This window comes from Burkholderia sp. TSV86, assembly GCF_001522865.1.
GTDB lineage: Bacteria > Pseudomonadota > Gammaproteobacteria > Burkholderiales > Burkholderiaceae > Burkholderia.
Map to the genome: position 1 here is coordinate 167618 of NZ_LOWB01000109.1, position 19628 is coordinate 187245.

Consider the following 19628-nt stretch of genomic DNA (forward strand, 5'->3'; position numbering starts at 1 on the left):
TCATTGACGCGCCCCCCGCAGCGCCGGCCGCGCCTTCGCCGTCGATCCCCTCACCAGCAACTGCGGCGCGCGAGTCGTGCGCACGCGCGCGCCGCCGCGCGGCCTGTCGTCAATCCGCCCGCTCTCCTCGCGCAACTCGTTCAGCAGTTCGACCGCCAGATCCGCTGCCTCGTCGATCTGAATCGCCACGGTCGTCAACGCGGGGCGCACGTCGCTCGCCAGATGAATGTTCGTGATGCCGATGACCGACAGATCGTCCGGCACCCGTCTGCCGCACTCGGCCGCCGTATGCAGCGCGCCGATCGCGGGCAGATCGTTCGTCGCGAACAGCGCGGTCAAACGCGGCTTCGCCTCAAGCAGACGGTGCGCGGCGCACGCGCCGCCGTCGATCGTGTCCGGCGCGCATTCGACGGCCGCGATCGGCCGGCCGTGCTCGCGCATCGTGTCGACAAAGCCGTCGAATCGCGCCGCGTGCACGCCCGTTTGCGAGCCGCCACCGACGATCACGCCCACCTCGCGATGCCCGAGCGCGATCAGATGCTGCGCCGCCAACCGTCCCGCCAGCCGGAAATCGACCGCCACGCACGGCAGCGCGTGCGGCGGCGCATCCGGGCGCTCCCACATGCACAGGACCACCGGCACACCGCGCCGGAACACGTCGAGCAAATCCGGCAGATGCAGGTTCGCATTCGTCACGAGCATGCCTTCGGAAATCGTGCCGGCGATCTGATCGAGGTACGCCCGCCCTTGCGCCGGATCATTGTTCGTATTGCAGACGATCAGGAACTGCCCGTTGCGCCGCACAGCCTTTTCGGCCGCCAGCGCGAATTCCGGATAGAACGGATTCGCAATGCTCGATACCATCAGCGCGACGGTTGGCGCGCGCCCCTCGGCCAGCGCGCGCGCGGCAAGATGCGGCCGGTAGCCGAGCGCGCGGACCGCTTCCAGCACGCGCTCGCGCGTGTCGGCGCCCACGCGGCCGCGGCCGCGCAGCACGTTCGATACGGTTGCGGCAGTCACGCCCGCGCGCCGCGCGACTTCGCTCAATGTCGCCATTCGGCATCCTATTATTTGGGAAAACTATCCAATATTTGATTCGCGCCAGAAACTGGCCCACCATCGTCGCACATCGGGTCGCCGCAACAGGGGCAACACGCATGCGCAAATTTGGCGCGCTATTTTGAGATAAGAGATTAAGCGCTTAATCATGCGCGTATTAGAGCATGGAGACGGAGACAATGGCGAGCATTTCGTTGCGACGCGTGCAGAAAGCTTATGGAGACAATACGCCCGTCATTCGCGAGGTCGAGTTGGACATCGCCGAGCACGAATTCTGTGTATTCCTCGGGCCGTCCGGCTGCGGCAAATCGACGTTGCTGCGGATGATCGCCGGGCTCGAGGAGCCGAGCGACGGCGAGCTGTGGATCGACGGCCGGCGCGTCGACGACGTGCCCGCCGCCGAGCGCGGCGTCGCGATGGTGTTTCAGAGCTACGCGCTATTTCCCCATATGACGGTCTACGAGAACATCGCGTTCGGCCTGAAGCTCAAGCGCATGCCGAAACCCGAGATCGACCGCAAAGTGCGCGACGCCGCGCGCATCCTGCAGCTCGACACGCTTCTCGAACGCAAGCCGAAGGCGCTATCGGGTGGCCAGCGGCAACGCGTTGCGATCGGCCGCGCGATCGTGCGCGAGCCCGGCGTGTTTCTGTTCGACGAGCCGCTGTCCAACCTCGATGCGGCGTTGCGCGTGCAAACTCGCATCGAGATCGCCCGGCTGCATCAGCAGTTCGCGAACGCGAGCGTCGTCTACGTGACGCACGACCAGACCGAAGCGATGACGCTCGCGGACAAGATCGTGCTGTTGCACGCCGGCGACGACGCCGCGCGATACGGCAGCATCGCGCAGATCGGCACGCCGCTTGAGCTTTATCACCGTCCGAACAGCCGGTTCGTCGCCGGTTTTCTCGGCTCGCCGCAAATGAACTTCCTACCGGCCATCGTTGCCGCGCACGATGCGCACGGCGCGGCCGTCACGCTTGCCGGTGGCGAAACGCTGACGGTGCCGTGCGATGGCCGTGCGCTGCGCGCAGGCGAGACCGTGACGCTCGGCGTGCGCCCCGAGCATCTGTCGCTCGCCGGTGAACGGCCGGCCACGCTCACGCGCACCGTCGCGCTCGTCGAGCCGCTCGGCGAGCTGAGCTATGTGCATCTCGACACGCCCGACGGCGCGCCGATCATCGCGAAAGTGCCCGGCGATGCGCAGTTGCGCGCGGGCGAGCGCGTGCGGCTTCATGCGAGCGCGCTGCATCTGTTCACCGAAAACGGCCGCGCGGTGCCCGCACGCGCCGACGCTCACCATCATCACGTTTGAGGACTCGGCATGCGCATCGGCGTTTGTTATTACCCGGAACACTGGCCCGAATCGATGTGGGCGGACGACGCCCGCCGAATGAAAGCGCTCGGCATCGAGCAGGTGCGCATCGGCGAGTTCGCGTGGAGCCGCATCGAGCCGTCGCCGGGCGAATACGACTGGGATTGGCTCGATCGCGCGATCAACGTGCTCGGCGCGGCGCAGCTCGATGTCGTAATGTGCACGCCCACCGCGACGCCGCCCAAATGGCTGATCGACCGCCATCCGGACATCCTGCCGATCGGCGCCGACGGCCGCCCGCGCGGGTTCGGCTCGCGCCGGCATTACGATTTCTCGTCGCCGGCGTATTACGGCGAATCGAAACGCATCTGCACGGCGATCGCCGAGCGCTACGGCCGGCATCCGGCCGTGCGCTGCTGGCAGACCGACAACGAGCTGGGCTGCCACCTGACCGTGGTCAACTACTCGAGCGCGGCGCTAGCACGCTTTCGCGAATGGCTGAAGGCGCGCTACGGCACGGTCGACGCGCTGAACCGCGCATGGGGCACGGTGTTCTGGAGCATGGAATACCGCAGCTTCGACGAGATCGACGCGCCCATCGGCACGGTGACCGAGGCGCATCCGTCGCATCGTCTCGATTACCGGCGATTCGCGTCCGACGAGCTTGCGCGCTATCACCGGATGCAGGTCGACGTGATCCGCGCGCACTCGCCGGGGCGCGCCATCACGCACAACTTCATGCAACTGTTCACCGAATTCGATCATTACCAGGTCGCACGCGATCTGGACTTCGCCGCCTGGGACAGCTATCCGCTCGGCGCGCTCGAGGAGCAATGGTTCGCGCCGCAGGTCAAGGCGCGCTGGCTGCGCACCGGACATCCGGATTTCGCTTCGTTCAATCATGACGTCTACCGCGGGATGTCGAAGCGGCCGTTCTGGGTCATGGAGCAGCAGCCGGGCCCCGTCAACTGGGCAAGCTGGAATCCGGCGCCGCTGCCGGGAATGGTGCGGTTGTGGAGCTGGGAGGCGTTCGCGCACGGCGCGGGCTGCGTGTCGTACTTTCGCTGGCGGCAAGCGCCGTTCGCGCAGGAACAGATGCACGCGGGCCTCAATACGCCGGACAACCAGCTTGACGCGGGCGGCCGCGAAGCGGCGCAGCTCGCGCAGGAGATCGCCGCGCTGCGCGCCGCCACCGACGGCAGCGCCGACGGCGCGGTTCGCGCGCCAGTCGCGCTGATCTACGACTACGAAGCGAAGTGGCTGTTCGACGTGCATCCGCAAGGCGCGGACTTCCACTATCCGCGCATCGCGTTCGAGTATTACTCGGCGCTGCGCGCACTCGGCTTGGATGTCGACGTGATTCCAGCCGATGCGCCGCTCGACGGCTACCGGCTCGTGATCGTACCGCCGCTGCCCATCGTGCCCGACGATTTCGCCGCCCGGCTCGCGGCGTCGAGCGCGCACGTCGTGCTCGGGCCGCGCACCGGCTCGAAGACGCGCGATCTGCAAATCCCGCCGACGCTGCCGCCCGGCCCGCTCGCGCCGCTGATGCCGATCCGCGTGTGGCGGGTCGAATCGCTGCGGCCGAACGTGGCCGAGCGCGTGGCCGGCACGGCACACGACGGCTCCGCGTTCACCGGCTCTGCGCGCTGCTGGCGCGATCTCGTCGAGCTGCGCGACGAAGCGCGCGCCGACGTGCGCGCGCGCTTCGCCGACGGTCATCCGGCGTGCATCGCATCCGGCCGCCTTCAGTACTGGGCTGCGCTCTTTGACGATACGACCACCGAGCGCCTGCTCGCCGATGCGGCCGCCGAAGCAGGCCTCGCGCCCGTGCCGCTTGGCGACAGCGTGCGCATGAGCCGCCGCGGCGGGCTCACCTACGTCTTCAACTACGGCGACGCGCCCTACGCGCTCGACTCCGTCGCGCCAGGCGCGTTCGTGCTCGGTACGGCGCAAGTCGAGCCGCGCGGCGTCGCCGTTTTTCGGCACTGATACCCGGATCGATATCGACGCCCGCTCCCACGCATCCGGCCGCCGAGACGCCGAGCCGCTCATTCACACCAACGACATCGGAGACAATCCATGCCCCATCGCCCCATCCGTTTCGCCGCCGGGCTCGCCGCCGCGGCCGCCGTCGCGATGACCGCGCCCGGCGCGGCGCCGCCCGCGCACGCGGGCACGCTCGCAATCAACGTCGCGTTCAAGGGGGCGAGCCAGCGCGCGGTATGGCAGGCGACGTTCGACGCGTTCCACCGCGCGCACCCCGATATCGACGTGAAAGCGACGTTCGTCGATGAAGAGGCATACAAGGTCCAACTGCCGGCGTGGCTCACGACTGTCGCGCCGGACGTCGTCAACTGGCACGCGGGCGAGCGGATGGCCTATTACGCGCGGCGCGGCCTGTTCGAGGATCTCAGCGCCGATTGGGCAAGCCACGGCTGGAACACGATGTACGCGTCCACGCGCGATGCGTCGTCGTATCGGGGCAAGCAATACGCGGCGCCCACCGTCTACTACTCGTGGGGCGTGTTCTACCGCAAGGATCTGCTGCACAAAGTCGGCGTCGCCGACGAGCCGAAGACGTGGGACGCGTTTATCGACGCGTGCAAGAAGCTGAAGGCGGCCGGCATCGCGCCGATCGCCGTCGGCGGGCGCGACGCGTGGACACTCGCCGGCTGGTTCGACTATCTGGACCTGCGCATCAACGGCAACGCATTCCATCAGCGGCTGATGGCAGGCGACGTGTCTTACACTGATGCGCGCGTGAAAAAGGTCTATACGACATGGAAATCGCTGATCGACGCCGGCTATTTCATCGACAACGCGCTGTCCTACGATCTCGACGGCGCGCAGCCATTCCTGTTTCAAGGCAAGGCGGCGATGATGCTGATGGGCACGTTCATCGCGGCGGGCTTTCCGTCCGGCATGAAACAGCAAATCGGCTATTTCCAGTTCCCGACCATCGATCCGAAGGTGCCGGGCGCCGAGGACGGCCCCGTCGAATCGCTGCACATTCCGGCCAAGGCCAGGAACAAGGCCGACGCGCGCACGTTTCTCGCGTTCGCCGAAACGCCGGAGATCGGCGCGAAGCTTGCGCAGGGGCTCGGCTCGCTGTCGGCGAACAGCAAGTCGCCGGAGCCCGAGGACCCGATCTCGCGCATCGGCTTCCGAATCCTCGCGAACACCCAGGGCGGCGTCGCCCAGTTCTACGATCGCGACATGACGAAGGAAATGGCCGACGAAGGGATGAAGGCGATGCAACGGTTCGTCGCCGATCCGGCGCAGCTCGATACCGTGCTCGCGCAGCTCGAGCAGGTGCGCAAGCGGATCTACAACAAGTGACAGTGACGATGCGGCGGCCACGCGCCGTCGCGCCCCGGTTCAGGAGCCCGCCGTGACCCGATCGATCGCCTCCCCGAAAACCGACGCTCATTCAGCCGCCTCACCGAGCCGGGACGCCGCCGCAACCGAGGCGCGCCCCGCCGCTTTCGGCGCCGCCGGTGCGCCCGCACGGCGGCGGCCCTCGCGCGCCGCGCGCGCGCAGCGGCGCGCGGCCTGCTTCTTTCTCGCGCCCGCTTGCGCGATGGTGGCTGTCTATGTGATCTGGCCGATCCTGTCGACGACATGGCTGAGCCTTTACAACTGGGATGGCATGACCGAGCGCACGTTCGTCGGCATCGCGAACTATGTCGAGCTGCTGCACGCGCCGACGTTCTACACCGCGCTCAAAAACAACCTGATCTGGCTCGCGCTTTTCATGCTCGCGCCGGCGGCGGGCCTCGCGTTCGCGCTGTATCTGAACCAATCGGTCGGCGGCATCCGGCTCGTGAAATCGCTGTGCTTCGCGCCGTTCGTGCTGTCGGGCGTGGTCGTCGGGCTGATCTTCTCGTGGTTCTACGATCCAACCTTCGGCCTGCTCGCGCTGCTCGTCGGGCACGGTGTGCCCGTGCTAGGCGATGCGCGCTACGCGACGCTCGGCATCGTGCTCGCCGCGCTGTGGCCGCAAACGGCGTATTGCATGATCCTCTACCTGACGGGCCTCACCACGCTCAACGCCGAGCAGATCGAGGCCGCGCGGATGGAGGGCGCGCGCGGTTTCACGCTGTTTTGGCACGTCGTGCTTCCGCAACTGCGGCCGACCACCTTCATGGCGATCGTGGTCACCGTGATCGGCGCGCTGCGCAGCTTCGATCTGATCTCGGTGATGACGGGCGGCGGGCCGTTCGAAAGTTCGACCGTGCTCGCGTATTACATGTACGACCAGGCGATCAAGTACTACCGCGTCGGCTATTCCGCATCGATCGCCGTCGTGCTGTTCGCGATCATGCTGGTCTATATCGTCTTCCAACTGCGCCGCATGCTGCGCAACGAACAGTGAGGTGCCGCGATGTTTCCGATGCCGGTTCAACAATGGAAGCCCGTGTCGCGCGGCCTGTACAAGCTGTCGCTGCCCGTGGCGCTCGTCTTGTGGCTGCTGCCGATGCTCGCGGTGTTCATCACGTCGGTACGCTCGACCGAGGAACTCGCGCAAGGCCATTACTGGGGCTGGCCGCAACATTTTTCGATGATCGACAACTATCGCGACGCGCTGACGAGTTCGCCGATGCTGCATTACTTCTGGAACAGCGTGCAAATCACCGTGCCGTCGGTGCTCGGCTCGATCGCGCTCGCGGCCATGGCCGGCTACGCGCTCGCGACCTACCGTTTTCGCGGCAACACGGCGCTGTTCGGCACGTTCGTCGCGGGCAATTTCGTGCCGGTGCAGGTGCTGATGATTCCGGTGCGCGATCTGTCGCTCAGGCTCGGGCTCTTCAACACCGTGGAAGCGCTGATTCTATTTCACGTCGCGTTCCAGACCGGCTTTTGCACGCTGTTCCTGCGCAACTTCATCAAGCAACTGCCGTTCGAGCTGATCGAGGCGGCGCGCGTCGAAGGCGCGGGCGAATGGACCGTGTTTCACCGGATCGTGCTGCCGCTGATCCGGCCCGCGCTCGCGGCGCTCGCCATCCTGGTGTTCACGTTCGTCTGGAACGACTATTTCTGGGCGCTGTGCTTGACGCAGGGTGACGACGCGGCGCCTATCACGGCGGGCGTCGCGGCGCTCAAGGGGCAATGGACGACATCGTGGAACCTGGTGTCGGCGGGTTCGATTCTCGCCGCGCTGCCGTCGGTGGCGATGTTCTTTGCGATGCAGAAGAATTTCGTCGCGGGCATCACGTTCGGCGCGACGAAGGGGTGAGCGGATTGGGTGCGCCCGCATCGGGCGATGCGCATCGCGCCCGCCCAACCGGCGGCGCTTACGCGAACCCCGCCGCCAACGCCGCCGCGATCGAGCCCGCTACCAGCACGACACCGATCGTGCGGCGCTTATTGAGTTCGGTCCACAGCAGCACGCCCGTCAACGACAGCAGCATGATCGATCCGGCGATCGTGTCCGTCAGCAGAATCCAGAACAGATTCATTCCGGTGCCGCGATGCAGGTTGTTCATCGTCGCGAGCAAGCCGTTCTCGGTGCGCTTCACCGACACGTAGCCGTTGCCCACCCAATATTCGGCTTGCACGTTGCCGCTTGGGCCGAAAAAGCCGAACTGCCAGCGCTCGGGCTGCTTGATGCGCCGCTCGCCCCATGCAACGGGCTGCGCCGGCTCCTTGCGGACCCGGCCGAGCCGGCCGTCGGCCTTGAGTTCGCGCCGCACCCAATCGGCCAGCGCGGCAGGCGTCGCGGGCGCGGGTGACGGCAGCGCGAGCTGCAATTGCGTGACCTGCGGCTCGCCGGTCGGAATTTTCATCGGCGGCGCGCGGTGATTGAGCAGCACGCCCGTTATGCCGAACAGCAGGCCCAGCGCCGCGCCCCATAGGCCGATCCAGCCGTGTACCTTGCGCAGCCATTTGATGAACGTCGCGCGACGCGAACGGCGCCGGCGCTCGGCCAACGCATCGGCGTCCAGACGGCGCGCCGCCCCCGGATACGGCACGACGACGCGGGCGTTTTTTTCGATCGAGTCAGGCGCGTTCACGCTTCGGATTCCATTCGCACAAAACAGCGGGCGGCGCGCAATCGAATCGCGTGCCGCCCGTTTGAATTAAATGAGAATGGATATCATTACATAAAATGACGCGAGGTTCAATCCGTAAAGCGCGGATGCGCTGGTTACGCGCGGCGGCTGGCGCGTATCGGCGCAAGGCAAATTTACTGGTGCGGCTGGCGCGGCGCGCCGCCTGAGCAGGCCGCGCGGCAATTCGCTCAACGCTTCGGCAGCCTGGGGAAAGGCGCAGGCGCGGTATCGTCGGCTCCTTGCGCATCGCCGGCGCTGCTGCCCCTGTCCAGCGCGTACAGCCACGCGAGCAACTCGGCGACCGCCCGATAAAGCGGCGGCGGAATGCGTGCGTCGAGATCCACCTGCATCAGCAGCGACACCATCTCCGGCGCAGTGTGCACATAAAGCCCGGCATCTCGCGCACGTTCGATGATGCGCTCGGCAACAAGCCCGTAACCCTTCGCCACGACGCGCGGCGCGGCATCGCCGCCCTTCGCGTCATAGGCGAGCACCGCGGCGCGCTTGGAGAACAGGCCGCTCATCGCAACGACTCCCGGCCGTTGGTAATGTCCGGCAAAAGCGGGGTGGGCGGTGCGGACGATCCAACCGTTGCAGCCGTTGCAATCGACCCAACCATTGCGCACGGCAGGCGCGGCGCAAGCGGATCGGCGGCCGGTTGCTCAACGCGGCTCGCCGGCAGGCTGGCCCCGTCGTTGCGGCTTGCGTCATCGGCCGCCGCGGCATACGCCGACGCCGTCGCTCGCGCCGCCGTTGCGTCGTGACCCGCGTGCGGGCCGTCGGTGGCGCGAATCGACATGTCGCTCACCCGCAAGCCAAGCGCCTCCAGGCGCGCGCGCAACGCATCGCCCTGCGATGCGAGCCGCACAGCGCTCGCGCCGCTCGCGCTCAACCGCGCGGCGAGGCACTCGCCGCTGAGCACCAGTTCCGCGGCAACCGTGCCGAGCGACGGCAACGCAAGCGTCAACCGTGTGCGCCACCCGCCCGCATCCGCCGCCTCGATGCCAAGCGCGGCGCGATCGCGGCCGCGCTGCTCGGCGTCGGGCTCGATGGTCCAGTCGAGCCGCGCACCGGGCCACGCATCACCGATCCAACGGAATTGGCCGGTCGCGAGCAGATCGAGTTGCTGGCGCACGAGCGGCAACGTCGCCGGATTCAACGCTGCGGCAACCGTCGCCTGCGCATCGGCATCGCCCGGCGGCGACGCGAACGGCACTGCAAGCGGCGATGCCGGTGCGAACCGCGCGCCGGTTGCCGGCGCGGATTGCGGCGCGAGTGACGCGTTCGCACCGACAAGCGTTGCATAAGCGTCGACGGCGCGCGGCGACGGCGCCAAGTTCGGCGCGTCACGCCCCGGCGCGACGGCGCGGCCGGCAGTATCGCCCGCCGCCCGCCACGGTTCGCCCGCCGCCGGCGGTGCGTTGCCACTGCGCGCGCCGGAAGGCAACGGCATTCGCGCGGCAAACCAATCGGCGAGCGCATCGGCCGCCGGATTGAGTTCGGCTGCCCGGCGCCAGCCGCTCACCAGCCGGGCCTGCGGCTCGCGCGCCAACTCGGCCGCCGTGCGCTGGCCAGCCAGCCACTGCACGAGATGAGATTCGTAAAAAAGGCCGCTTTCGTCGACCGCCCGTACAAGCGCGACGCTCAGCGCCGCCACTGGGAATACCGCCTGCGCCGCTTGGGACGTCTGCGCCGCCGGCGCGGCTTGCGGGGTTTGCGGGGGTTGCGGCACACCCGCGCCGGCCAGTCCCGTTGCCGTGCCGGCCCCGGCGTTCGGCACGGCACGCCCCGGCACGGCAAGCCCGGCCAACTGCGCGGCGCTCAACAACGGCGCAGCGCCGATGACGGCCGGTGTCGCATCGCCGCCCAGGCGGGAAATCGCGTCGAGCACGAGCCCAAGCTCGGATAGCACGGCCTGCGCGGACGCGGCGGGCGGACCGCCGCCCGTTGCGCCGCCCGGCCATGCGGCTGCCGCCGCCGCACCGGACGCACCGGCCTGCGGCGCGACCGCGCTGCCCGACGAAGGCTGGACGGCGTCGAAAAGACTGTCGACGCGGCTCGCCAGTATGGCGGCGGCAACGGTATCGATACCGGTCATCGTGAATCCTGGATGGCGCACCGAGCCGCGATCGGAGCAATCGCTGCGCTCCGCGCGACCCGGTCGAACGCGTCGAATACATCGAACGAAAGGACGCCTGCGGCCGACGCTTCGCGCCGGCCGTGGCTCGAAACGGCCGCGACCGTCAGCCAGCGGCACGGCAAAGCGCATTGGATACCGGCACGCGATACGCGTGCCGTCGGCCCAACGCTCGATACAAAAACATTCGGCATCGAGCCCCCGCGCCAGCCCGCATCGCAAATCGCATCACCGAGCGGCGCGCAATACAACGAACGGCGACGTGGCAACCGCTGCCGGCCAGGCTCCATGCCGCCTAATACAAACCGCTTGGAAACGAGCGCTTTGCGTGAACTGGCACCGCGGGCCACGCAACCGGGCGGCCGGGCAACGCGGCGCGCACCGCTCGCCTCGCCCGTCAGCCCCGCGCCCGATACAAATCGTTCAACGTCGAACGGCCCGCATGAATCAGCACCGCGAGCCGCGCGACTTCGGGCGCCGCGAGATCGCGAATCGCCGCATCGTCGGCGAGGATGCGGCGGATCAGCTCGAACTTGCGGCGGCGTTCCGCGTCGTCGAGCAGCACGCCCTCCTCCGCCTGCCGAAGCCCGTCGACAAGCCGCAGATACTCCGCCTGCAATCCGGACAGCGAATGCCACGCCGCGTCGCGTGCCGCGACGAGCATCCGCCCGGACACGTCGACAATCGCCTCATAGCGGGCAAAATACTCGTCCTTCCGGTTCATCTGGGCTGTTCCGTTCTCGCCTGCTCGGCCATCCTCGCGACTTCGGGGCCGATCCCCGTCCATGCTTGCTCGAGCGTCGCGAGCAGGCCGTCGGCCTCGATGAGCATCGCCTCGCTCGCGTCGATGTTCGCCTGCAGCAAACGCCGGCAGATGTACGCATAGAGCGCATCGAGGCGCGCGGCGATCTCGCCGCCGGCTTCGAGATTCAGCGACTGCTGCAGCCCGCTCTCGACGATACGGATGGCCTTGCCTATCGCCTCGCCGCGCGCGGCGACGTTATGCTGCTGCACGTGCATGCGCGCGTGCGCGATCGCCTGGCGCGCGCCCTGATACAACATCGCGACGAGCCGGTGAGGGGACGCGCCCATCACCCCCGTCTCGACGCCGACGCGCGCATAGGCACTGGCTCCAGCGTGGCCTGGGGTCAACATGGCGCTCTCCTATTTGGTGCGTTCGATCCAATACCGCCGCGCCGCGCGCGGCTCTGTTCCCGAGTTATCGGCGCAAAGGCGCGCAAGCTTTAGCTAACCGGCCTAACGCTTGTTCATGCTGATCGCGGGCCGGCGAACGCGCGCCGCCGGCGGCAGGAAGGGTCGAACAGCGCGGGCGCGCTTCGCTCACACCGACATCTGCATGACTTCGTTGTAAGCGCTCACCAGTTTGTTGCGCACCTGCAGGCCGAATTGGAAGCCGATATTGGCCTTTTGCATATCGACCATCACGTCGTTGAGCGACACGTTGCGTGCGCCAAGCTCGAACGCCTGCGCCTCGCCGAGCGCGCGCGTTTGATCGCCGCTGATCTTGTCGAGCGACGCCTTCATCGCGCTCGCGAACGAGCCGGCGCCGGCCGCGCCGGCGCCCGCGAGCGCCGCCGCCGGGCTCGCCGCCTGCGTGGCCATCGCCTGCATCTGCTGCAGCGCCGAAGCGATACCGTTGACGGGGGCAACCATGGAATCTCCGCGAAAAGGCCGGGCCATGCAGGCCCGGCATCAGGGGAAGTCCGGCCCGTGCGCGCGAACGACGCGTGGAGCGCAGGCACGATCCGGATGTCGACGAGCATAGCAGCGGGTGCATCGGCAAAGCCGCGAAAGTGCGGGGAAAACCCGGCTCTATTCGCCCGATCGCATCCGCGCGCGCTCGGGATAATCGGATCGTGTCAATGTCCGCCTGCTCCGCCGAGCGGGCGCCAAGCCCGCTGTGGAGATACCCGACGCATGGATTCGCAGGCCAACTCGCTGATCAATCCCGACGCCCGTACCAGCGTGAGCGGCGCGGCGCCGCAAGCGGCGGGCGGCGCGGGTGCGCTGCCGGGCGCGGCGGCGGGCGGCGCGGACTTCGGCTTGGCCGGCTTCGCCGAGCGCATTCCGGGCTTCGCGCGGATCACGACGAGTCCGCGCGTGCCGCTGCTGATTGCCGCGGCGCTGGCTGTGGCCGCCATCGTCGCGCTCGTGCTGTGGAGCCGCGCGCCCGACTACCGGGTGCTATACAGCAATCTGTCCGACCGCGACGGCGGCGCGATCATCGCCGCGCTCCAGCAGGCGAACGTACCGTACAAGTTCGCCGACGCCGGCGGCGCGATCCTCGTGCCCGCGAACCAGGTCCATGAAACGCGCTTGAAGCTCGCCGCGCTCGGGCTGCCCAAAGGCGGCTCGGTCGGCTTCGAGCTGATGGACAACCAGAAATTCGGAATCAGCCAGTTCGCCGAGCAGGTGAACTACCAGCGCGCGCTCGAAGGCGAATTGCAGCGCACGATCGAAGCGGTCAACGCCGTGCGCGCCGCGCGCGTGCATCTCGCGATTCCGAAACCGTCGGTATTCGTGCGCGAGCGCGAGGCGCCGTCGGCATCGGTGCTCGTCGATCTGTATCCGGGCCGCGTGCTCGATGAAGGCCAAGTGCTCGCGATCACGCGAATGGTGTCGTCGAGCGTGCCTGATATGCCCGCGCACAATGTAACGATCGTCGATCAGGACGGCAACCTGCTCACGCAAGCCGCGCCGGCGTCCGGCCTCGACGCGAGCCAGCTCAAATACGTGCAGCAAATCGAGCGCAACACGCAGAAGCGGATCGACGCGATCCTCACGCCTCTGTTCGGCGCCGGCAACGCACGCTCGCAGGTAAGCGCCGACGTCGATTTCTCGCGGATCGAGCAGACCTCGGAGAGCTACGGCCCGAACGGCTCGCCGCAGCAGGCCGCGATCCGCAGCCAGCAGACCAGCACCTCGACCGAGCTTGCGCAAGGCGGCGCGTCGGACGTGCCGGGCGCGCTGTCGAACACGCCGCCGCAGCCAGCCTCCGCGCCGATCGTCGCCGCCGGCGGCCAGAACGCCGCCCCGGCAGTCACGCCCGTCAGCGACCGCAAGGACGCGACGACGAACTACGAGCTGGACAAGACCGTGCGTCACGTCGAGGAGTCGCTCGGCAAGATCAAGCGTCTGTCGGTCGCGGTGGTCGTCAACTATCAGCCGAAGGCCGACGCGAAAGGCCATGTGACGATGCAGCCGCTCGCAGCCGACAAGCTCGCGCAGATCGAGCAGCTCGTGAAGGACGCGATGGGCTACGACGCGAAGCGCGGCGATTCGGTCAACGTCGTCAACAGCGCATTCTCGGCGGCCGCCGATCCGTTCGCCGGCCTGCCGTGGTGGCGTCAGCCGGACATGATCGAGCTGGGCAAGGAAATCGCGAAATGGCTCGGCATCGCGGCGGCCGCCGCTGCGCTGTATTTCATGTTCGTGCGCCCGGCGCTGCGCCGCGCGTCGCCGCCGCCCAACGTCGCGGCCGTGCCCGCTCTCGATGGCCCGGGCGACGCCGTCGTGCTGGACGGGCTGCCCGCGCCCGATGCGCCGCAACTCGCCGCCGACGACGAGCACGCCGCGCTGCTCGCGTTCGAAAGCGAGAAGAACCGCCACGAACGCAATCTCGACTATGCGCGCACGATCGCGCGGCAGGACCCGAAGATCGTCGCCACCGTCGTCAAGAATTGGGTGTCCGATGAACGCTGATGGCTTGAACAAGAGCGCGCTGCTGCTGATGTCGATCGGCGAGGAGGAAGCCGCGCAGGTTTTCCGGTTTCTCGCGCCGCGCGAAGTGCAGAAGATCGGCGCGGCGATGGCCGCGCTGAAGAACGTCACGCGCGAGCAGGTCGAGGACGTGCTCGCCGATTTCGTGCAGGAGGCGGAGAAGCACACCGCGCTGTCGCTCGATTCGAGCGAGTACATCCGCTCGGTGCTCACGAAGGCGCTCGGCGAGGACAAGGCCGGCGTGCTGATCGACCGGATTCTTCAAGGCAGCGACACGAGCGGCATCGAAGGGCTCAAGTGGATGGATTCGGCGGCCGTCGCCGAGCTGATCAAGAACGAGCATCCGCAGATCATCGCGACGATCCTCGTGCATCTGGACCGCGACCAGGCCTCCGAGATCGCGTCGTGCTTCGCCGAGCGGCTGCGCAACGACGTGCTGCTGCGCATCGCGACGCTCGACGGCATTCAGCCCGCCGCGCTGCGCGAGCTGGACGACGTGCTCACGGGCCTGCTGTCCGGCAGCGACAACCTGAAGCGCTCGCCGATGGGCGGCATCCGCACGGCGGCCGAAATTCTGAACTTCATGACGAGCACGCACGAAGAAGCGGTGCTCGAAAACGTCAAGCAATACGATCCCGATCTCGCGCAGAAGATCATCGACCAGATGTTTGTGTTCGAAAACCTGCTCGACCTCGAGGATCGCGCGATCCAGCTTTTGCTGAAGGAAGTGGAATCGGAGGCACTGATCGTTGCGCTCAAGGGCGCGCCGCCCGCGCTGCGGCAGAAGTTTCTGTCGAACATGTCGCAGCGCGCGGCCGAGCTGCTCGCCGAGGATCTGGACGCGCGCGGCCCGGTGCGCGTGTCCGAGGTCGAGACGCAGCAGCGCAAGATTCTGCAAATCGTGCGCAATCTCGCCGAGAGCGGTCAGATCGTGATCGGCGGCAAGGCGGAAGACGCCTATGTCTAATCCCGCGCGCGCGCCGGCGCAGCCCGTCACCGCATATCAGCGGTGGGAGATGGCGTCGTTCGATCCGCCGCCGCCCGAGCCCGACAGCGATGGCGGCGCAGCGGCCGCCGCCGCGCTCGCCGCCGAGTTGCAGCGCGTGCGCGACGCCGCGCGCGACGAGGGGCTCGCGGCCGGCCATGTCGAGGGGCAGGCGCTCGGCTATCGCGCCGGCTATGAGCAGGGGCATGCGAAGGGTTTCGAAGAAGGTCAAGCCCACGCGCGCGAGCAAGGCGTGCAGCTCGCCGCGCTCGCCGCTTCGTTTCGCGAGGCGCTCGACAGCATCGAGCGCGATCTGGCCGACGATATCGCCACGCTCGCGCTCGAAATCGCCCAGCAAGTGGTGCGCCAGCACGTGCAGCACGACCCCGCCGCCTTGATCGCGGCCACGCGCGAAGTGCTCGCGGCCGAACCCGCGCTCGCCGGCGCGCCGCACCTCATCGTCAATCCGGCCGATCTACCGGTCGTGGACGCTTACTTGCGCGACGAACTGGACGCGCTCGGCTACCAGGTCCGCACCGATCCGGCGATCGCGCGTGGCGGCTGCCGCGCGCATGCATCGACGGGCGAAATCGATGCGACGCTGCCGACCCGCTGGGAACGCGTCGCGACCGCGCTCGGCAAGGCGGGGCCATGGTGAGTACGGCGGCGGCCGGCTTGGGCGATGCGCGCGGGCACGCTGATCCGCACACGCGCCTGCATGCAGACACGGCCGATCATCTCGCGCCGCGCGCGGCGCTCGCCAACCCGTTCGTCACGCGCTGGCGCGCCCATCTCGACACACTGCGCAGCCTCAACGCGCGCGCGCTGCCGTTGCGCGCGTGCGGGCGCCTGACGCGCGCGGCCGGCCTCGTGCTCGAAGCGATCGGGCTGCGCGTCGCGGTCGGCGCCGAATGCATGATCGAGTTGCCCGCCGGCAGCCCGTTGCCGTATGCGCAAGCGGAAGTCGTCGGCTTCGCCGGCGAACGCCTGTTCCTGATGCCGACCACGGCGGTCGCGGGCGTGCTGCCCGGCGCGCGCGTGTGGCCCCTCGAACGCACGCCCGTCGCCGATCCGCTCGCGGGCGCGAAACGCCTGCCCGTCGGCTGGCCGATGCTCGGGCGCGTCGTCGATGCGTCAGGCCAGCCGCTCGACAATCTCGGCCCGCTCGCATCGGATCTCGATGCGCCGCTCAGCGCACCGTCGATCAACCCGCTCGAGCGCGAGCCGATCCACCGGGTGCTCGACGTCGGCGTGCGCGCGATCAACGCGCTCTTGACCGTCGGCCGCGGGCAGCGAATGGGCCTTTTCGCGGGCTCCGGCGTCGGCAAATCCGTGCTGCTCGGCACGATGGCGCGCTATACGAGCGCGGAGGTGATCGTGATCGGCCTGATCGGCGAACGCGGCCGGGAAGTGAAGGAATTCATCGAGCAGATTCTCGGCGACGACGGGCTCGCCCGCTCGGTCGTCGTCGCGGCGCCCGCCGACGTATCGCCGCTGATGCGCATGCAGGGCGCCGCGTATGCGACGACGCTCGCCGAATATTTCCGCGACCAGGGCAAGCACGTGCTGCTGCTGATGGATTCGCTGACCCGCTACGCGATGGCGCAGCGCGAGATCGCGCTTGCGATCGGCGAGCCGCCCGCGACCAAGGGCTATCCGCCGTCCGTATTCGCGAAGCTGCCCGCCCTGGTCGAGCGCACCGGCAACGGCCGCGAGGGCGGCGGCTCGATCACCGCGTTCTACACGGTGCTCACCGAAGGCGACGACCAGCAAGACCCCATCGCCGATTCGGCGCGCGCGATTCTCGATGGCCATATCGTGCTGTCGCGCTCGCTTGCCGAGGCGGGCCATTATCCGGCGATCGACATCGAGGCGTCGATCAGCCGCGCGATGACCGCGCTGATCGACGATGCGCATCTCGATCGCGTGCGCGAGTTCAAGCAAATGCTGTCGCGCTATCAGCGCAACCGCGATCTGATCGCGGTCGGCGCCTACGCAGCGGGCCGCGACGTGCAGCTCGACCGCGCGATCGCGCTGTACCCGCAGATCGAGGCGTTCCTGCAGCAGGGCTTTCGCGAATGCGCGCCCTACGAGCCGAGCGTCGCGGCGCTCGCCGCGCTATTCGACACCGAAGGAGGCTTACCGCAATGACACTGCTTGCACGCCTGCGCGGCTGGCCAAAGCCCGGCGCAACCTCCGCGCGTTGCCCGTGGTGGCACAGCGCGTGCGGCAAACACCCGCCGCATTCGCATCGTTCACCGCAAGGCGATGCGCCGTCGGCACGATGCGCATCGGCCCGCGCACGCCGGAAATACGTGCCGCGCCCGCTTCTTCGTCTGTCACGCGGCAGCGCACCGGCGCATGCCGTTTCGTGCGGCGCTGACTGACATGGCCCAACACTTTCCGCTGCAAATCCTGCTCGATCGCGCGCAACACGAACTCGACGCCGCAACGAAGCAGCTCGGCCACGCGCAACGCGAAGGCGCCGACGCGCAAGCGCAACTCGACGCGCTGCTGCGCTATCGCGACGAGTATCGCGAGCGCTTCGCCGAATCGGCGCAATCCGGCATGTCCGCCGGCAAATGGCGCAACTTCCAGGCGTTTCTCGATACGCTCGATGCGGCGATCGATCAGCAGCGGCGCGTGCTTGCCGCCGCGCAGGCGCGCATCGATATGGCGCGCCCGGATTGGCAGTTGAAGAAACGCACGCTCGGCTCGTATGAAATCCTGCAAGCGCGCGGCGCGCGGCAGCAAGCGGCCCGCGCCGCGAAGCGCGAGCAGCGCGATGCCGACGAACACGCCGCCAAGGTGCTGCGCATGCGCGCGGACACGGTGAAATAAGCGCCGCGCCTATCCATTCGAATGCGAGATCTCCCATGCCTTCACTTCCTTTGATCGGCGCGCTGTCCCGCGCGGCAGGCGCCGCGGCCAAATCGTCCGGCCCGGGCACGGTGCCGGGCGATACGGCCGGCGCCGCAACATTCGCGCAGACGCTCAAGCAAAGCGTGCAGTCGCAGCAACAAGCGAATTCCGCCACGAACGCAACGGCCAATACGAAAGCGGGCGCGCGCAATGCGTTGACGGGCGCGGCGATGAACGGGCCGAACAGATCGAATGGGCCGGGCGCCGACCATGCGGCCAACGCCGCCGCTGCGCCGAACGCGCTTGATTCGACCGGCGGCGCAAGCACGCAAGCGGCGGGCGGCGCGCCGCGCGCCAAAGGAACCGGCACCTCCAGCGGCCCCGATCAGGACGACGCTTCCCCTGCCGCGCAAGGCGCTTTCGCCGATGCGGCATCGCTCGCAACGGCCGCCTTGCCGCAAACGCCGCCGCCGTCCAGCGCACCCGGCTCGCAGACGAGCGCCACGAACCCCGCTGAAACCGACGGCCACGGCGCGTTGGCCGCATACGCGCAGGCCGGCACGGCCGATGCATCGGCTCAGCAGAGCTTGGCCCGCCGCGCCGGCGCTCAACCGCCGCTGAGTGCCGCCTCGAACGCTCCGGCGAACGCCAATGCCGTGGGCATCTCCAGCATCACCAACACCGCGCCGCCGCGCGCGGAAACCGGCATGCCCGTTGCGGCCGATAGCGGGACATTCGGCACGCTGCTCGCCAGTGCCAAGCAGCCCGCTTCGCATGCCGCGGCGCTTGGCGATGCAGCGAACCCGGCCGGCGCGACCAGCGCGGCCGGCGCAAGCGCGCCAGCCGCGCTGGTCGCGCCGCAAGAACCTGGCGCATCGCCGATCGTGCAACAGGACACATCGGATGCCGCACAGGCAACGCTCGCGGCGTCAGCCGCGCCGGCCGCCGTGCAATCCGCCGCACCGGCCAGCGCCGCAAGCACGCATGCGGCCGCGTCGGCCACGCCGTCGCTCACGCCCGTCGTCGGCTCGCCAGATTGGACCGAAGCTTTGAGTCAAAAGGTCGTCTTCCTGTCGAACGCGCATCAGCAAAGCGCGGAACTCACGCTGAATCCGCCCGATCTCGGGCCGCTTCAAGTCGTGCTGCGCGTGGCGGACAATCACGCGCACGCGCTTTTCGTATCGCAGCACGCCCAGGTGCGCGATGCGCTCGAAGCCGCGCTGCCGAAGCTGCGCGAAGCGATGGAGGCGAACGGGCTCGGCCTCGGCAGCGCGAGTGTCGGCGACGGCGGCTTCGCGTTCGCTCAGCAGCACACGCCGCAACGGCAATCGGCGGAAGGCGGCCGCGCGCTGCACCGCGAATTCGGCGCGTTGGCCGGTGAAGACGTCGTGGAAGAAGCTGCGTCCGCGTCGAGTGGCGTGCTCCGGCGCAGCGCCGGAATGATCGATACGTTCGCCTGATACCCAGAATCGCCG

At 68.3% G+C, this 19628-nt stretch carries 18 protein-coding genes; 11 read left to right on the plus strand and 7 right to left on the minus strand.

Annotated features, from left to right (window positions below):
* Window positions 1-1056, minus strand: coding sequence for a LacI family DNA-binding transcriptional regulator (locus WS68_RS20200; protein ID WP_059572425.1), 1056 nt, complete (start codon window positions 1054-1056; stop codon window positions 1-3).
* Between the two features lie 182 nt (window positions 1057-1238).
* Here WS68_RS20200 and WS68_RS20205 point away from each other — a divergent pair, with 182 nt between their 5' ends.
* The 5 genes from WS68_RS20205 (at window position 1239) to WS68_RS20225 (ending at window position 7611) form a co-directional block, all read left to right on the plus strand.
* A complete protein-coding gene (locus WS68_RS20205) occupies window positions 1239-2372 on the plus strand; it encodes an ABC transporter ATP-binding protein (RefSeq protein WP_059572426.1) in 1134 nt (377 codons plus the stop codon).
* A gap of 9 nt (window positions 2373-2381) precedes the next feature.
* Window positions 2382-4364 carry a beta-galactosidase gene (locus WS68_RS20210; protein WP_059572427.1) on the plus strand — a complete coding sequence of 661 codons (1983 nt, stop codon included), beginning with the start codon at window positions 2382-2384 and terminating at the stop codon, window positions 4362-4364.
* A gap of 90 nt (window positions 4365-4454) precedes the next feature.
* A complete protein-coding gene (locus WS68_RS20215) occupies window positions 4455-5714 on the plus strand; it encodes an ABC transporter substrate-binding protein (RefSeq protein WP_059572428.1) in 1260 nt (419 codons plus the stop codon).
* Window positions 5715-5766: 52 nt separating this feature from the next.
* Window positions 5767-6750, plus strand: coding sequence for a carbohydrate ABC transporter permease (locus WS68_RS20220; protein ID WP_442857178.1), 984 nt, complete (start codon window positions 5767-5769; stop codon window positions 6748-6750).
* Window positions 6751-6759: 9 nt separating this feature from the next.
* Window positions 6760-7611, plus strand: coding sequence for a carbohydrate ABC transporter permease (locus WS68_RS20225; RefSeq protein ID WP_059572429.1), 852 nt, complete (start codon window positions 6760-6762; stop codon window positions 7609-7611).
* A gap of 58 nt (window positions 7612-7669) precedes the next feature.
* Here the strand turns inward: WS68_RS20225 and WS68_RS20230 are convergent, their stop codons facing one another.
* From WS68_RS20230 to fliE, 6 genes are all read right to left on the minus strand, one after another.
* Window positions 7670-8389 (minus strand): PepSY-associated TM helix domain-containing protein, encoded by a 720-nt coding sequence (locus WS68_RS20230; RefSeq protein WP_059572430.1) that lies wholly within the window; start codon window positions 8387-8389, stop codon window positions 7670-7672.
* Window positions 8390-8616: 227 nt separating this feature from the next.
* On the minus strand, window positions 8617-8952 hold the full coding sequence (locus WS68_RS20235) for an EscU/YscU/HrcU family type III secretion system export apparatus switch protein (protein WP_059572431.1): 336 nt from the start codon (window positions 8950-8952) through the stop codon (window positions 8617-8619).
* Window positions 8949-10526 (minus strand): flagellar hook-length control protein FliK, encoded by a 1578-nt coding sequence (fliK, locus tag WS68_RS20240; protein ID WP_059572432.1) that lies wholly within the window; start codon window positions 10524-10526, stop codon window positions 8949-8951. The genes WS68_RS20235 and fliK overlap by 4 nt, the downstream gene beginning before the upstream one ends.
* A gap of 436 nt (window positions 10527-10962) precedes the next feature.
* On the minus strand, window positions 10963-11289 hold the full coding sequence (locus WS68_RS20250) for a flagellar protein FliT (protein WP_059572434.1): 327 nt from the start codon (window positions 11287-11289) through the stop codon (window positions 10963-10965).
* Window positions 11286-11720 (minus strand): flagellar export chaperone FliS, encoded by a 435-nt coding sequence (gene fliS, locus WS68_RS20255; RefSeq protein WP_059572435.1) that lies wholly within the window; start codon window positions 11718-11720, stop codon window positions 11286-11288. The genes WS68_RS20250 and fliS overlap by 4 nt, the downstream gene beginning before the upstream one ends.
* A 186-nt stretch (window positions 11721-11906) precedes the next feature.
* Entirely contained in the window at window positions 11907-12239 is a 333-nt protein-coding gene (gene fliE, locus WS68_RS20260; protein ID WP_059517307.1) for a flagellar hook-basal body complex protein FliE, read from the minus strand.
* A 264-nt stretch (window positions 12240-12503) separates the two neighbouring features.
* Here fliE and fliF point away from each other — a divergent pair, with 264 nt between their 5' ends.
* From fliF to WS68_RS20295, 6 genes are all read left to right on the plus strand, one after another.
* Entirely contained in the window at window positions 12504-14288 is a 1785-nt protein-coding gene (gene fliF, locus WS68_RS20265; RefSeq protein ID WP_059572436.1) for a flagellar basal-body MS-ring/collar protein FliF, read from the plus strand.
* On the plus strand, window positions 14278-15273 hold the full coding sequence (gene fliG, locus WS68_RS20270; protein WP_059572437.1) for a flagellar motor switch protein FliG: 996 nt from the start codon (window positions 14278-14280) through the stop codon (window positions 15271-15273). Before fliF ends, fliG begins: the two co-directional genes overlap by 11 nt.
* Entirely contained in the window at window positions 15266-15949 is a 684-nt protein-coding gene (gene fliH, locus WS68_RS20275; protein ID WP_059572438.1) for a flagellar assembly protein FliH, read from the plus strand. The genes fliG and fliH overlap by 8 nt, the downstream gene beginning before the upstream one ends.
* Entirely contained in the window at window positions 15943-17442 is a 1500-nt protein-coding gene (fliI, locus tag WS68_RS20280) for a flagellar protein export ATPase FliI (RefSeq protein WP_082710176.1), read from the plus strand. Before fliH ends, fliI begins: the two co-directional genes overlap by 7 nt.
* A 237-nt stretch (window positions 17443-17679) precedes the next feature.
* Entirely contained in the window at window positions 17680-18132 is a 453-nt protein-coding gene (gene fliJ, locus WS68_RS20290) for a flagellar export protein FliJ (RefSeq protein WP_059572441.1), read from the plus strand.
* A 35-nt stretch (window positions 18133-18167) separates the two neighbouring features.
* Window positions 18168-19613: a flagellar hook-length control protein FliK gene (locus WS68_RS20295; protein WP_059572442.1), complete on the plus strand. Its 1446-nt coding sequence runs from the start codon at window positions 18168-18170 to the stop codon at window positions 19611-19613.
* Window positions 19614-19628: the final 15 nt, after the last annotated feature.

What these genes read in the sequence shown, in the direction of transcription:
- fliS (WP_059572435.1), bottom strand. Translation starts at nt 11,720, where the DNA reads ATGTTGACCCCAGGCCACGCTGGAGCCAGTGCCTATGCGCGCGTCGGC.
- fliJ (WP_059572441.1), top strand. Translation starts at nt 17,680, where the DNA reads ATGGCCCAACACTTTCCGCTGCAAATCCTGCTCGATCGCGCGCAACAC.
- fliF (WP_059572436.1), top strand. Translation starts at nt 12,504, where the DNA reads ATGGATTCGCAGGCCAACTCGCTGATCAATCCCGACGCCCGTACCAGC.
- WS68_RS20205 (WP_059572426.1), top strand. Translation starts at nt 1,239, where the DNA reads ATGGCGAGCATTTCGTTGCGACGCGTGCAGAAAGCTTATGGAGACAAT.
- fliE (WP_059517307.1), bottom strand. Translation starts at nt 12,239, where the DNA reads ATGGTTGCCCCCGTCAACGGTATCGCTTCGGCGCTGCAGCAGATGCAG.
- WS68_RS20210 (WP_059572427.1), top strand. Translation starts at nt 2,382, where the DNA reads ATGCGCATCGGCGTTTGTTATTACCCGGAACACTGGCCCGAATCGATG.
- fliI (WP_082710176.1), top strand. Translation starts at nt 15,943, where the DNA reads ATGGTGAGTACGGCGGCGGCCGGCTTGGGCGATGCGCGCGGGCACGCT.
- fliH (WP_059572438.1), top strand. Translation starts at nt 15,266, where the DNA reads ATGTCTAATCCCGCGCGCGCGCCGGCGCAGCCCGTCACCGCATATCAG.
- WS68_RS20225 (WP_059572429.1), top strand. Translation starts at nt 6,760, where the DNA reads ATGTTTCCGATGCCGGTTCAACAATGGAAGCCCGTGTCGCGCGGCCTG.
- fliG (WP_059572437.1), top strand. Translation starts at nt 14,278, where the DNA reads ATGAACGCTGATGGCTTGAACAAGAGCGCGCTGCTGCTGATGTCGATC.
- WS68_RS20295 (WP_059572442.1), top strand. Translation starts at nt 18,168, where the DNA reads ATGCCTTCACTTCCTTTGATCGGCGCGCTGTCCCGCGCGGCAGGCGCC.
- WS68_RS20200 (WP_059572425.1), bottom strand. Translation starts at nt 1,056, where the DNA reads ATGGCGACATTGAGCGAAGTCGCGCGGCGCGCGGGCGTGACTGCCGCA.
- WS68_RS20250 (WP_059572434.1), bottom strand. Translation starts at nt 11,289, where the DNA reads ATGAACCGGAAGGACGAGTATTTTGCCCGCTATGAGGCGATTGTCGAC.
- fliK (WP_059572432.1), bottom strand. Translation starts at nt 10,526, where the DNA reads ATGACCGGTATCGATACCGTTGCCGCCGCCATACTGGCGAGCCGCGTC.
- WS68_RS20235 (WP_059572431.1), bottom strand. Translation starts at nt 8,952, where the DNA reads ATGAGCGGCCTGTTCTCCAAGCGCGCCGCGGTGCTCGCCTATGACGCG.
- WS68_RS20215 (WP_059572428.1), top strand. Translation starts at nt 4,455, where the DNA reads ATGCCCCATCGCCCCATCCGTTTCGCCGCCGGGCTCGCCGCCGCGGCC.